Source organism: Vibrio splendidus (assembly GCF_002873455.1).
Taxonomy (GTDB): domain Bacteria; phylum Pseudomonadota; class Gammaproteobacteria; order Enterobacterales; family Vibrionaceae; genus Vibrio; species Vibrio splendidus_J.
This window is the reverse complement of the sequence record NZ_MCUN01000004.1, coordinates 105,486-120,149: the sequence shown is the minus strand read 5'-3', so window position 1 is coordinate 120,149 and position 14,664 is coordinate 105,486. Positions and strand designations below refer to the sequence as shown.

Annotated in this window: 13 protein-coding genes; 4 read left to right on the top strand and 9 right to left on the bottom strand. The window is 40.9% G+C overall.

Annotated features, from left to right (window positions below; genetic code table 11):
* Window positions 1-247 precede the first annotated feature (247 nt).
* On the top strand, window positions 248-1,183 hold the full coding sequence (locus tag BCU75_RS02190; RefSeq protein ID WP_132941243.1) for a hypothetical protein: 936 nt from the start codon (window positions 248-250) through the stop codon (window positions 1,181-1,183).
* A gap of 486 nt (window positions 1,184-1,669) precedes the next feature.
* Here BCU75_RS02190 and BCU75_RS02180 read toward each other — a convergent pair whose 3' ends face one another.
* The 7 genes from BCU75_RS02180 to BCU75_RS02150 form a co-directional block, all read right to left on the bottom strand.
* The gene (locus BCU75_RS02180) at window positions 1,670-1,849 is read right to left on the bottom strand and encodes a hypothetical protein (protein WP_102472819.1); all 180 of its coding nucleotides are present in this window, start codon (window positions 1,847-1,849) and stop codon (window positions 1,670-1,672) included.
* A 416-nt stretch (window positions 1,850-2,265) separates the two neighbouring features.
* Window positions 2,266-3,714, bottom strand: a complete 1,449-nt coding sequence (locus tag BCU75_RS02170) for an ATP-binding protein (protein ID WP_102465339.1) — start codon at window positions 3,712-3,714, stop codon at window positions 2,266-2,268.
* A gap of 19 nt (window positions 3,715-3,733) precedes the next feature.
* Window positions 3,734-4,735, bottom strand: coding sequence for a DNA polymerase (locus BCU75_RS02165; RefSeq protein ID WP_241905340.1), 1,002 nt, complete (start codon window positions 4,733-4,735; stop codon window positions 3,734-3,736).
* A 69-nt stretch (window positions 4,736-4,804) separates the two neighbouring features.
* Window positions 4,805-5,560, bottom strand: a complete 756-nt coding sequence (locus BCU75_RS02160; RefSeq protein ID WP_017107724.1) for a hypothetical protein — start codon at window positions 5,558-5,560, stop codon at window positions 4,805-4,807.
* Between the two features lie 290 nt (window positions 5,561-5,850).
* Entirely contained in the window at window positions 5,851-7,005 is a 1,155-nt protein-coding gene (locus BCU75_RS02155; RefSeq protein ID WP_017107723.1) for a hypothetical protein, read from the bottom strand.
* Between the two features lie 154 nt (window positions 7,006-7,159).
* A complete protein-coding gene (locus BCU75_RS24320) occupies window positions 7,160-7,333 on the bottom strand; it encodes a hypothetical protein (RefSeq protein WP_017107722.1) in 174 nt (57 codons plus the stop codon).
* 300 nt (window positions 7,334-7,633) lie between these two features.
* Entirely contained in the window at window positions 7,634-7,900 is a 267-nt protein-coding gene (locus BCU75_RS02150; RefSeq protein ID WP_102472817.1) for a hypothetical protein, read from the bottom strand.
* Window positions 7,901-8,135: 235 nt separating this feature from the next.
* Here BCU75_RS02150 and BCU75_RS02145 point away from each other — a divergent pair, with 235 nt between their 5' ends.
* Entirely contained in the window at window positions 8,136-9,008 is an 873-nt protein-coding gene (locus BCU75_RS02145; RefSeq protein WP_102472816.1) for a helix-turn-helix transcriptional regulator, read from the top strand.
* Between the two features lie 54 nt (window positions 9,009-9,062).
* Here BCU75_RS02145 and BCU75_RS02140 read toward each other — a convergent pair whose 3' ends face one another.
* Both BCU75_RS02140 and BCU75_RS02135 read right to left on the bottom strand, forming a co-directional pair.
* Window positions 9,063-9,539: a hypothetical protein gene (locus BCU75_RS02140; protein ID WP_102472815.1), complete on the bottom strand. Its 477-nt coding sequence runs from the start codon at window positions 9,537-9,539 to the stop codon at window positions 9,063-9,065.
* Window positions 9,540-9,652: 113 nt separating this feature from the next.
* On the bottom strand, window positions 9,653-10,447 hold the full coding sequence (locus tag BCU75_RS02135; RefSeq protein WP_102472814.1) for a restriction endonuclease: 795 nt from the start codon (window positions 10,445-10,447) through the stop codon (window positions 9,653-9,655).
* A 1,428-nt stretch (window positions 10,448-11,875) separates the two neighbouring features.
* Between BCU75_RS02135 and BCU75_RS02125 the strand changes: the two genes are divergently transcribed.
* Complete coding sequence (locus BCU75_RS02125; RefSeq protein ID WP_102472812.1) at window positions 11,876-12,346, top strand: hypothetical protein; 471 nt, start codon at window positions 11,876-11,878, stop codon at window positions 12,344-12,346.
* Window positions 12,343-13,746, top strand: coding sequence for a leukocidin family pore-forming toxin (locus BCU75_RS02120; protein ID WP_102465823.1), 1,404 nt, complete (start codon window positions 12,343-12,345; stop codon window positions 13,744-13,746). Before BCU75_RS02125 ends, BCU75_RS02120 begins: the two co-directional genes overlap by 4 nt.
* The last annotated feature ends 918 nt before the right edge of the window (window positions 13,747-14,664 follow it).

Here is a 14,664-nt window from a genome sequence, read left to right as displayed (position 1 = left end):
ACATAGTAACCCTGCCCCGAATCACTCTGAAATCCACCAGCAAAATCACATCACCTGATTATCAGCATGAATTCTCTGACGTCGACGACGGGGTTGATGAGGATGATGGGGGGAATTTAGTACGACGACGCCGACGAGGTTATGGGGGTAAAGTTGGGGGGAAAGACAGGACCTATATATAAAAAGGAAACTCTACATATCAATATACTATGCATATCTTTGACTAAGAAGATAAGTTACTGAAATAATGAGCACATCTCCTACTATGAAAAATATCACAATGAACGATATAACGACGATTGAGTTTTATTACGACTATAAAAAATCACGCACAGACCTGTCGAATGTTTTCAGGGCAATGGCGGACTATGTAGAAGCATATGAAATAGTTGAAAAAGCTATTGTGCGAAACTTAAATATTGATGGTTATGATGGATTAAAACTTCATTCACTTGAAGAGGGCAGTATAAAAAATACACTGACTAGCTTTTGTAAATCTTTCTTAGCCAACAGTTCTACCGGATTACTTGATGAGTTTAGCGGGGAATCTGACGGTGACTCAGCTTCATATTACAGAAGTGTAGAAGAGCGCCAAAACGATAAATTTCGAACGGAATGGCATAGAGATGAGAGTTTCCAACAAGCAATCAATGATAATCAAATCAAAAGAGATATAGCAGACGACTTTTTTTCAGGCAAACTACAAGCCATTACAGACGTAGATATTGCTGAAGCTGCAAAAAAAATGTCTAGTGGTAATAGTAAGAGAAAGTCTGGAGAAAAGTTCTCTATAACCGCACAAAATGATGACCATTTTGGTCCTCAAATATCTGTTGATAGCGACTTCAAAGTATCAAAGAGTGTTGGCGCTATCTTTAACTGCAAAACCTTTGATCACAATGGAAAGGAAACTGTTCTTATCATTAAGCCAGTTCAAGAAGGTGATGATAAGTGGCTAGTTCGAAACTCACAAACTGGCTTGGTATATGAGGCTCCTATTTTAGATAAAACGTTTATAGATGAATATCAAACCAAATTCCAATGGCTGATATCTATGAAAGTACACTCTCAATATGAAGTCTGGCGACATGGGAAAGACACAAAAGTAAAAAACGCAAAAATCCACAAAGTCTATGACCCATATTGGGCTACTCAGTATCAAAATAGGCTTCTAGATGACTAAAAACATCAGGAGTAAAGGTCTCAATGACGAAGAGATTTTTGCTAGAACAAATGTATTGTATACGTTATTACCCCTTGGGCTGATGGTAGCAATCAAAGTACTGGTGATGTTCCAGTCACCAATCATGTCATGGACACAACTATGGCCCGGACTATTTCAATCTGGAGATTGGTCACTAGCAAGTGGAATGGTATATATATCTATATTGAGCGGAATGTCAGATGCTTCTAATGGACGTAGAGTTGACACTCTGAGAGTAAACTATAGAACATTAAAGCTTTTATCTTTAATGTTGTTCAACTTTGTAGTCTACTTTTGCGCATCAGTTTTCTCATCCTCACCAGCTGTACCTTGGATTCAGCTAATTTTATTCGTTCATGCTATATGGATGTGTTATCGGTACCAACGAGATATTTATTTAGTTAAAGCAGGGCGCGGAAGATACACCCAAGAATAGAAAAGGGACCGTCGAAGGTCCCTATCTCACTACCTCTTACTATCTGGCGTTCTCTTTACTTTCTCCCACTTATTTCCAGACTTTGTTGTCGGTGGAGCGGCTTTATTGTCAGCAATTGTCGCATAGTTATTTGTCTGCCCTCCCCTAGGGCCAACCTCTCTATAAATACCACCATCTTTTCCAGTGCTTTCACCTGGCTTTAAAGACATAACACTTCCTCCCTAACTCGTATGGCATGAGTTCGAACAGTAAAAACAACCATTCGATTTAAAGTAAACCTTTTTAGCAGCTTGTACTGCAGGACTGCACGAAGCAAAGTCACCCAAATAATGCCTATTGTGCTCCAATGGCATACGAGAACAACCGAGTTTATGAACCTCATGATCGCCATTAGCTTGCTGATTTTTATTAACATAATATCTTGCCATAGTTACCTCTATATTGATTAAAAAACCAATATACAACCACACACCCAATCAATGTGTGACACTCCTTTAAGTATGCAAAAAATAGAAAACATAAAGCTATTGTCGTCGACGTACACCACCAACCGTCAACGCCGCCACTAGAAAGCAAAAAAAAATCCGGTACCAGTGACCAATGCCACCGATACCGGATATGATAATTAAATTAATGGCTTATCTGAAACCATTATGTAACGCTCTGCCGCTCGACCAAACTTGAAGTAGATGCCATTGGCATTCAAGCTTGATTCTTGACCCTTAATCTTAGCTGATAGTGCAGCTGCTCCTTTAGGAAGATACTGACTGTCCTCATGCTCTTGTAGCTTGCTAAGCAGTTGGGATGGCTTACCTTTCCATGCCTTACCGCCTAGCTTTTTCACCATGCTAGTAAGGGCTATGGTTAAGCTATCATCGACCATACCCGATGCCATTAAAGACTCAACATTCTTCTCATACACCTTTTGCAGTTTACCCTCTGGCAACTTCCAGACACGTTCTAGCGCACCTATCCACTTGGCATAATCCATCATGCGAGCCTCATGTATAACTTCAACATCTGGCAATATTGCCAATGCTTGAGATGCAAGGGTGAGTAAGGCACCAAATATCTCTGGCATAGATGCTTCTAAATCAGCTTTAAGCTCTTGCTCTGGACGTCGATTACCTTTCTTCATTGGCTCCAAATTGACACGAAGACAGCGCGAAGCTAAGTCCGATTCCTTAACAAAGTCATGGATACCGTTTAGTACTAGTGGACTGTGTAGCTCAAACATCGTCACTTCTGCTGTCTTATACAACGTTCGCTTCGTCATTGTGCCCTTAGTCGCTACAGTACAAAGTAGATCACTTTGTCGCTTGGTTAAGCTTCGAAGATTATCAATAACAACCAAAGACATACCGTTGATGGTCAATACAAAATCGCTTTGCTTCGGAAAAGCCATTGCTGAAACAGCACTTGGGTCTAACAGACCACGAAGCACGTTGTTACAGAAGAAGCTCTTACCTGTACCTTTCTCACCTTGGATCATCAGAATAGGATAAGGAACACCTTTTACCTTAGGATGCGCCATCAAGTAGGTCATATACGCGACTAACAAAAGAAAGGTGTCCTGATCAGTGTTAATGAAATCTCTAAGCTTCTTCAGAGCTGATTTCATATCAACACAAGGTAGCTTTGGCGTCACCATTGGCAACTGAAAACTTGATCTCTGAAAGTACAACTCTTCGTTGCTGGCTGGCATGCTATCCAACACATCAACACCTTGAGCACTGAGCTGAACAATCTGACCATTAGAGAGGTCAATTGTTACAGTATCGGAGGAAGGTGCCATACCATAGCGAATCTGAGGCTTAATCAATGGCTGCTCATGCTCCCACGCGATAGCTTTAACCTCTTCAAACGCCTCTTTCACAGACTTTCCAACTAATCTCAGCTCAACACGCTTAGCGAACTTACGAAGCATTTGCTCACCTCTATCCGACTCAAGCGGAATAGCTTGCTTTGACTCCCCCGTATGTTCAATCAAGTATGGAGTACGTGACTCATCTTGCTTTACTACACTAGGGGTAAACTGCTCTAAAAACCCTGCGACTACATTTTTCTCTGCCATTGTGAAATCTCCTATAGATCTATTTTTCTTGGGCATGCTGTGTCAGATCAACTGACACATTCAAACTAAAACCATCAAGAACATCGGCGACGGCGCATCGTAATGCGTTCACAGCCTTATCTCTCTGGTCTTCAAATTGCTCTTGTTCTAGCCTCACCAAAAACGAATCGTGATTGGTAAGAAGAAGCGGAATATTGGCTTCATCAAGCCTTTGGCATGCGCGACGAAGTATGTCGGCACCTGCTGCTTGAATCTTCCAGTTGCGAAGGGAAAGACGTTGGTCTAAATCTGAAACGGCATATTGCCAGTCTAGAGACCGAGCGATACCACAATGCCGAATAGCATCAGCGGATTGGTCAAGATATTGATCTATTGGCCAAATGAGCTTTGATAGCTCAACCAACAACACCTTAACTCGACGACGTGAAACACCTATCTTTTCAGCTAATGCACGATGACCAATGCCATATAAACGACCAATAAGCAGTTGCTTACATTGTTCACGGCTAAGCTGAATACCAGTAAACTGAATGAGTTTCTGGTAAATATCTTCTCCTTGTTCATACCAGCTCAAGAGTGGCTGACAGCCTGCAAAATGCGCGGCAATCATTGGTTCTTGTTGCTTGTAGTCAAGGAGAACATAGACGCTACCTTGGGGCGGATTGAGGACTGACTTCCAATACTGCTTAGGCACCTGACTCAGAGATGAACCAAGTACGTGATCACGACCAGTTTTAGTGTGAAAAGCAGATACGACAGGACAATACCAATATCCTTCCGTATCAGTCCTCAGAACCTCAACAATACCTTGATACTGCTTTGCCACGAAGTGGCTCGTACCCGACTTTTTCTTGGAGTACGAACCAATTCGCTTGAGCATTGCAGCATGGTTGATTCGAATCGCTTCCCTACCTTTTAGATGTTCTATATGCCGAGTAATTCGGCGTTGAACATCCAAAGGAGGCAAACTCGATACACCTTTAACTTGTAGAGCTACGGGCTTAGGAAGCCAACCCTGCACTGAGTGAACAATCAGCTGTTTATTCAGCGCATAGGTTTGAGGCTTAAGACCATAGCGTGCTATTGCAATTCAAGCTGCAATCTCATCGAAATCCAAGTCATCAAAGTCGATACTGTCTTCAATCTCAACGTCTTCTAACTCATCAATCTCTTCAAGCTCCTCAAGTGGCTCAGGGTCATTAGAAAAGATGCCATACTCAGAAGGGTCATACGGTCTCTTGTCGTCGGCGTCGGTATCCACCTGATTGCTTTCGGTATCACCGCCGTCGACGTCAACCAATTCACCTTGATTTTCCAACATAGCTTGAGCGATTGGATGCTCCAAAGAATCAATATAAAAGTCACCTCCAAACGTCTCATCAAAAGCTTTCTCCACAAGAGACATATCGATGTCAAATGGAGCGATATCATGCTCAATCGAATAGCTATAAACACTAGCTTCTTTGTTACGTTTTACCGAGATAACCTTGCCTTCATCACTCACCTTCACCGCATCTAGTTTGCTGCGGTTCCATGAGTTAGAAGGATTGCCACTCAGTAGAACAAAGCGAATATCGTTTTTAGTCGTTTGTAGAACATGAAGTACCTTTTGAGAGACTTCTTTTTTCGGCAAAGATTCCGCGACATCTGCATCTACATAATATGTAAATTTAAATCCTGTCTCGTCATCGTATCGCTCAACTGTAAGTAGTTTCTGCACTTCAAACTTAGTCATAAATGGCACACCATCTGAGGGCATCATGTTCGACAATGCATTGCTTGGTATTTCCGCTTTAAAGTTCGCTACTTTTTCCGCTTGCTTTGCTAAATTATTAAATAGACTCATATCATTTCTCCTTAGTTATCAATCGAAATTGATGCTGCTTGATTCAGCATCACAATGAACAGCATGAAGCTGTTCATTAGGTTACCGAATCAGCCAAAACTAAAGAGTCACAAAGCTTAGAGCGTTACTATCCAAATTGTTAAAGAGCATCGAGAAGGCGTTTCGTCTCGTTGGTTTGCATTAAACAGCAAGTCGATATCGGTATCTGTCATATGCGCTCAGGTTTGTTGAGACAAAAAAAAAGGAGAAGCATGACTGCTTCTCCTAGAGTGGAAGGGATGAGGTTATTGCTAAGCTTGGTTCTTACTGCTTGCTAGGATTTGACTGTAGATATAACCATCTTCGGACTTATCGTTCTGCCATGCAGAAAGGTTGTTCTTGAGGTCTAGGAATCGAGCTTGTTGTATTTCGTCTTTGTATACTTGTTTTTCGAAATCAGCCAGATTTGGCATGTCAGACATATAGAAAAAATCATCGTCCCACGATATCTGCTCTGCTACTTCCGATAACGTTAAGTTGTACTTTCTAAGATAAGAGTACAGCCATGCTTTAATAAACAACCAACGGTATTGAGCTCTAAGATCTCGTGATTTAGCGAATTTATTTTTGCTGATCTCTTTGAAGATGAAATCTGTCGGAGAGGAAGGTACTTGAGGCGAATCTTTCAAGTGCTGGACGAGCTGATGCGCAAGTACCACATGTATGTATTTTGGGTACTTCTTTCTAAAGCCTTTATCCACAACTACTTTTCTACCTTGAATTACTTTGGAAGCCTTAGCTACTCGAGCAGTTTCTTTCTTCCAGAAAATCGTATGTTTTTTTACATGGGTACGGAAACACTGCATATACTCCTGAAGAACGTACTTAGCTAGTAACCCATATCGCCCCTCAGGGCTTAAAGTCTTGAGCACCCCAACATCCATCGCTTCTGATGTTGATAAATCTATGAGAAAGTTGCAGACATTTGTAGATTGCTCAACAATATAATCCATCAGTTCCGAATCGATATACGTTTTCTTTTCAACTATATAATCTCTAATCAGACCTGACCAAATGGTGCAACACAAAATAACTATACCATTTAAATCTTTGGCAAATACGGAATCCGAGTTTTTGACTAATTCTTCGAGACTGCCTTTTAACTGCTGAACGCTATGTTCTGCTTTTCTTCCATAAGGCTTTTCAAGAAAAAAATGACAATCCAATAAGTAGTTGTGAACGTGAGCATCATTAAAAAAACTAAATGCGAACGGACAATAAGGATCATCGTTGCCCGGAAAAGGTCCTTGCTCGAATGCCTCGTATGAAAAATCCTTATATTTGTAGCTTGGTCTATTTTCAGCTTTATTCTTAAAGCTCCTGTACCAAGGGTGGTAATCAGAAATTAACCTCTCAAAAGCATCTAGGTCTGGATCGTCTTCAGCAATCTTAAAATATTCTGCCATCAGTACACCTCACTCTGATTCATTGACGTAGGGTGCATTGTACAAACTGGAATTATTCGATAAAGCAATAATTTATCGTCGTCGACGTATTGTGAGCCGACGTCGACGACAACAAAAAAAGCAGAGGTTATCCCCTGCTCACCTAGCTTATCCGTCAATCATCAATAACTTCGTCTGCGACGACACCAATGACGAAACCAGCGATACCTCCGATTAGTACTCCATATGGACCATATCTAGCACCAATCGCAGCACCGACTTGAGCCCCACGAATACCTGTGTTCTTTTTGGATTGGGATGATGATTGTGAGAATGTTTTACTTTGCATACTTCCCTACCTCTTTATGTAGATACGAAAAAGGGCCATGCTCAATGAAGAACATGACCCTTTAGATTTTTTTGTTAATGCCGCTTTAGTGAGAGTGACCACACACCTGACAACTACCATCATCATATGCACGTTCACCACATGCAGGACAGGTTGTAACGAGTGTTGTTATTGATTTAATCGCCATGTAAAGGCTCCTTCTTGTTGGTTGATTGAGTGTTGCGGAGCTCATTGATACCTCAGCCTAGAGAGTTCCAATTTCGAAACTGAGGCATCGTGAGCCAAGCTCCGCAACAAAATTTATTGTGCTTTACCTTTCTGGGTATCTGGGCCGCATTTCGCCGTATCAGTGACATGACCATTCATGGTTCCACAGACATCCGCTTTCCATTGCACGATGACACCGTAAGACGCTGTATTCTGAATACCTGCCTTGCCATTCCATTGAGGCTCTAGCAGCTCTTTCATTTTTGAGATATCGCCCGGATTACCACCGAACGTGCCGCCTGCGAATACTGAAGATGCGAATAGCAAAGTTAGACCTAGCAGGATGATTGATTTTTTCATTTTTTGTTTTTCCTTGAAGATTGCATACCCTCTTTCTAAGAAGGCATTTGTTGATTAGTTTGAAGGTGTGGACTGACAGGTGGTGTCAGTTGATAAAATTAATTTGAGGAATAACGGTAGGGCTTAGGTTTCGTGGGCTATGAAACCTATAACAAAATCGGTCACTTACTCATGACTATCGGGAAATAATGATGACTGACACTACCTGTCAGCGAATCAGTACATCATTGGTGATATGAATAAGAGTGAGAAGTTAGCCTACCGATTGAGTCAGATACTTTCCCGATTACATTCAGGAGAGAAACTGAGCCTTATCGACTTACAGCAGGAGTTTGGAGTACATGAACGAACTGTACTTCGAGATTTCAGTCGACTGGCATTTCTACCTATCGAAAGAGAGGACGGATATTACTTCTTAAAGCAATTAGATCATCGTAACCCTAAAGCTCATTTAGCTCTGAACTCCCTATCAAGTATGGGAGTAGATAAGTTGTTTCCAGATAGAGCAGTCATGACTCAGGCACTAAGCCATAAGACACAATCTATTCTGTTCCGTCATTTACCTATCGAAGATTCCAGTCGCTTTCAGGCAACGTTACGTGTCATTGCGAACGCTATTCATCAACGAAACACTCTGACCTTAACGTGTCAGCGTCGTCGTTATCATCGGATTGAGCCTTACCAACTCATTAACGAACATGGGATTTGGCATTTGGTTTCAATGCTTAGAAACCAATCATATTCGTTTCGAGTGGCAGAGATTACAGAGTTAGTTCAACACGATGATATTTACACTCCCTCCCCTAGCTTCAACGAGAAACTAATCAGAGAAGAATTACACTGGAATACTCAGGGTATTGTAGAGGTCATCGCACAGGTAGGTTCTAGTCGAATTGATGATTACCAGAGGTCAGAACAACCTATGACAATTCAAGTGCTGAAAGAGTTGGGTTATGGCTCGACACTTATAAGCATTGAGACATCAGATATTCACACATTAATGCCAGTCCTCAAATCTTGGCTGCCTGATATCGATGTAATATCTCCGTCATGGGTAAAACAAGCCTTGGTTAGAGATATTGAAGCTTATCTAGCGACTTGTTCATGAGTAGGTTTATCGACGGCGTCGTCATTACGTCGACGACGACAAGGTTTTTACACACTATTTAGCCCTTGATTTTGACAGTGCGAGAAGCTCCTTTTTCCTATCTTGATATTTCTCTGAAACGACATGTAGGTAAATAGAAGACTCAGCTTTAACAGCTAAACCTAGACCACGAACGATAGCGGCACAGAAGCCCTGATTGTTAGCGGAACCAGAAGAATAGAGGGATTTGTAGACCTGACTTTTCCATGGTTTATCACCCTGAGATTCGATAACCTCGAATAACTTAGAGCATGGAACCCACTGTTTTGAATGTAACCCTGCCCCCCCTGTCTGGCCTGCAATTCGGAAGTAGAGTTGTTTATCCTCACTGTTTTGAGCAATCTCGAAAAGGACTTTCCCTTGAGATTTTGAACCTAGTTTGTCTGCTTCCCCTGATTTGAGAATGGTAGAAAATGGATTGTGTTTTGACGCGGCTTTAGATGCATCAGCTTCTGTTGGTACTTTCTTGGTTTGATTGACCTTTGGGTTCATGGATATTCCTTCAATTTAGGTACGAAAAAGCCCTTATGGTGTTGTTCCATAAGGGCTTACTCTAGATTAATAATATAATTTTGATTCATGGTTTATTACTACTGAATCATCATTTAATTTGAGCTTCTTAATATTCTGGGCAAATCTTCACAGTAGTACTCTTTAACAAGTGAGTCTCTGTTGGTTACCAATCCAGCCCAGCCTAATTCCGTTGTATCACCTGGAGGTCTGAAGCAAATCATAGGTTCTACTTTTTGGCGTTCAAACAATTCTAACAAGAGAAGGAAAGCTCTAAATGCATGACGAGGTAGCCCTCTAACACACCAGCGGTTACTATCTAAGTGTCCTTCATCGAAATTTAATTGCGCATGATACTTGGAAAAGAATAGAGGGATAAACTGCCTCCCATCTTCTTCAGTGCCATAATAGGAGCCGTTCACCTTCCCATCACTATGCTCCATTATGACCCAAAAAGGTTCACCCCTATATCCTTCTGTAGGCAAGGCCACACTTTCTAGCCTTTCAGCGATCAACCAAGGTGTAGGAGGTAATTCTTTTGTGGTTTTAAGTATAATATCCGCTTGTTTCGCTATTAACTCTGCACCTGACTGGTACCCCGCTTGAGAAACCATTACACCTGATATCCCCCCAATATCCTGAAGCTTGTATGCGAACTCTTGTACCTTTCCCTTCTCTACTGGGCGAGAATGGTCTTTGCACTCAATCGCAACTCTATGGGTAATGTCAGCAATCTTAAACTGATAGAACACATCTACCTGATGCTTAGCCCCAGATTTACCTGTTAAATAAATGTCTCTTTCTACTGTAACGCCTTCGTCTTTCATATTTAGAAGAAAACGATAGGTGCTTTGAACATACTCTTCTAACTCTTTTCCTGATGAGCTCATACTTCCCTCAATAAACACTAAATATCTACTTGTACAACTCCAGTTTTATATATTGCAAACAAAGATAATTTTTAGCAATTAAGATCAATAGTTTATGCTACATTCAATACAATAATCTTTCTTAATTTTTCCGGTATGTTCCTGTCCGGTTCCTGTCTTTCCACCCAACTTTACCCCCATAACCTCGACGGCGTCGTCGTACTAAGTCATCCCATAACCTCGTCGTCGACGTCAGTAAACTCATGCGAATAATCAGGTGATGTGATTTTACTGGTGGATTTCGGAGTGATTCGGGGCAGGGTTACTATGTTGATTACAGGGCTGAAGCTTGGCTCATAATCGTTCGGTCCCCAGTTCAAATCTGGGAGGGGCCACCATATACAGAAAGGCTCGTAGAGAAATCTACGAGCCTTTTGCTTTTCTAGTCCGGTCCATATCCGGTCTTCGATTACTTCCTGTAAGCACCATTCCATTAGCACCACTGAAACACTCCATCTAATCACCGCAGAACCCGTAAATCTATCTCAGGCTGATATCAACCATCAGTAACCTCTCTTATCTGTACGACACGATTCTTCGCTAAATACATACCACTCAACACCAGAATAGAACCCCAGAAAAACTTCCCAACTAAACCAACAAAAATATAACCAACATTCAGTTCCATTAGGTTCAGTAATTTATATAGATATAAATGAGATACCTAAATGGAGTTCTAGCTGATATCAGTCAGGAGACTCAGCACCGAAGATTAGAACCAGATGACTGTTGAACAATGATGACCAATTACCCTCCGTGGTAATTGGTCTGATATCTCTTAAGTGATTTAGGTTAGTCGGCAGCAGCAGTGAACCTCAGAGCTAGAAACGAATGCTAATCACTGGACTGGTATTCATACTGAAATCGGTAATCTCAACGCTAGGAGTGGTTCTAGGGCGAATCTGCTATGAGTTAGGGTGAGAAGTTGGGTTAGCGAATGGACTGCTGGAATCAGATAGAAATCTAGAGTGAGAATACCGTCGTCGTCGACAGCAATAGACCTAAATCAGGGTGAAAAACCGGACTAGGACCGGACCAACGACGTCGTCAACGAAATCTAGGGAAAGTAATTACGGAAGAAGTCAGGTAGAACAAGGGCTAGAAAGAGATTACAGGGCCAGTCTAGAGTGACCGCCCTCGCGAGCTAGAGTTTTAAGTATTGGATTTCACTTCAAGACATTATCTCTCTGGTAATTTAGTTGTTCTGAGAAATTGCCATCATTTTCGGGTGTTATTGAATGCACCATTGAGTTGTCCACAATATATTTATTGGCATTTAAATTGGAACGAACTACAAAAATAATAACGATAACCTGAGCTATAGTTCAGAGTCCCTGATATATATATTTTCTGAATAACCCTTGGTATACAACAACCTAAGAAACCACTATGAAAAAATTAATTTTATTACTTCTATTTGTTAGTTTTTCATCTAGATCTGACATTCAATTGTTTGGCCTACCTACACAATTACATGAAACTTTGCTTCAAAAAGAAGCAAAAAATAACTATATCAATAATGAAAATATTAATTATATTAACCTAGCAAGCTTGTCTGTCGCAGAAATAAAACAGTCTAAAACTCTCATAAATGAAAATCGTACTTTAATTATTGATATGACAGAAGTGTACTCAGAAGAGGAACGTATCAGTTATAGCTCTATAATTTCTGGCCTAGGTATTGATGCACCTGTAATTGTTGTTGGCAATCTAGACGGAGAAAAAATTATCAATATTGTCAACGTCAATATAACTGATGTCAACGGTAACAACATAAAAAATGAAAGCGAAGCTTTAGAAAGCCTTTCTTCATCCTTGGTTCATGTTTTAAAGCGTTTTAGTGCGGGGATGTCATTATGAGACTTATCAAATACTCACTTTCAATTTTAAGCCTCATCTCTACTTCTGTTTTATCGAATGACTTTCTTCCGGTTGTAGAAATTCCCCTGTACATTACCAGCCAAAATATCACGTGTGATTTATTTACTGGGGATGATTATGACCGAGAGTCAAATAAAACGCGTGATTGGTGTAATGCAAGTGCTTCAATTGACGTTCGAGTCAATATGTCATTAATGCGATCCATACGCTCGTCCACAAAAAAGGGAGGGTTTACACCCGATTCAAAAATAGCACGCTTTACTATTGATGATAAAGGCCATGGGGCTGGTATTCATCTAGCCGATGACATAACACAAGAGTACGTTAATTTTCGAACATGGACAGACAGAAGTGAAGTCTTTGGTCCAATTGCGACAAGTTATGATGTTTGGGTAAAGCCAACTAATGGTTACCTACCTAAAATTGTAAAAAACTACCCTGGAAATAAAAACAAAAACTTCCAACACAGAGAAACCAGCGGCTTTACCATTGGCGTTGATACTAAGAAAAGCATAGAGATTGGTAAAGATGGTCCCAAGGGTAGTGTTGATTTAGGCGTTTCATTTGGTTATCAACAATCCAAAACTTTAGTGTTTGATACTCAGGAATATGAAATCGTCAACCATTCTTCGTTGCATGATTTTTCACTATCTTTCAAACGCACCTTCGGGGTCTGCGATACATTAACGAGAAATGAAGCCTCTACGGGTTGTTATTTTAGCGGTCCTATCTGGTCGGGTGCTTGGGTTTACGATAGAGATAAGGTTAACCCAATCGCTTACGCTAATTTCAAACCTAATTATGACGTCATTTACGAGGCTCCGGTTACTGAGCAAGGAAAGACACGTTTTGAGGTAGGCGTTGGGGTCGACTACTCTGTTTATACAGGTTTTGTTCAATATGGTGTTCTCGCGGCAATTCATCTTACACATGATGAATTGCAAGGTTCACATAAGATCAACACTGCTTTTACTGTTGACTGGAATCACCCGATATTTTTACCAGAAAAACATGTAACGCTTCAATCTCTATCTCATGTCAACCAATGCCTTACTGCCAGCGAAGATGATAATCATGTTTTTGGAAGTGCGTGTAGCAGTGAGTTAGCTCAAATTTGGGGCTACGATAAAGAAAGCAGATATGTAAATAGACAAAGCCCAAATGTTTGTTTATCAATTGACAAAGATAAACGTATTATAACTGAGCAGTGTGGCTCCAGTTTAACCCAGAAGTGGTTGTGGCAAGATGGCCAGTTAATCAGCTACCTACCTGATGGAAAAAAGACTTGGAGTCTCGACCCTCAACAAATCGGTCAACTTATACTTAAGTCTGACTCTAGCAAAGGGTGGTTGGAAAAACAGACCAATTTGAGCTTATAACAACGTAATTATTCCGATCAAAGATTAAGTTGATAAGTTAATTTTCTTCTCTTATAAGATCCATTGGTTATTGTTAGGCGCCAGTGGGTCTTTAGGACACCAAAGCCTACAAACTTCCATTAAATATGCACATTTGGCTAGTTCTAGGTTGAGGAGGTCAGCCATGGGTGCTGGTACATAAAGGCTTATACTCGGTTAATAATATAATTTTGACTTCGGGTTTATTACTACAGACAGATTACCTCTTATCCCCCATACAAAAGCGCTGATACTTCCAGCATATCGAAATCACATTACAGATTCCTGAACCAAGAATCAGGTCGAAACCTGCAATGTGTCTGTTTTTTGGTCTGACTCGTACACTTTTTGTAGGCGTTTTTATGTCTCTCCCCCAATAACCCTCACCAGCAGTTAGAACAAGCAATTAAGAATATTGTTCTAACTTATCCCGTTTGGATATCTTCCGAAGAACTTGCAGAAATAGTTATGCGAGAAATGCATTTAAAGAGTTACTTTTTTGAAAAATATTTTCGCTATAGTAGGGCTAAAGCTGTTTATTATACAGACATGGCTTTAATGCGTAACGGTACACTGCACTAGTGCTACTCACGCGGCACTCAACAGCCTTTAAGCCTCTGGAGTTACAGTCCAAAACTTCTAGATATCCCTCTAGGTTGCTGGCAATAAATTGGACTGATTTAGTCCGGTACTGTTCCTGCCTTCCACCCCAGCTCCCCCTCGTCGTCGTACTAATTACTCCCATCACGTTCATCATCCCGTCGTCGACATCAGAGAATTCATGCGGATAATCAGGTGATGTGATTTTGCTGGTGGATTTCAGAGTGATTCGGGACAGGGTTACTATGTTGATTACAGGGCTGAAGCTTGGCTCATAATCGTTCGGTCCCCAGTTCAAAT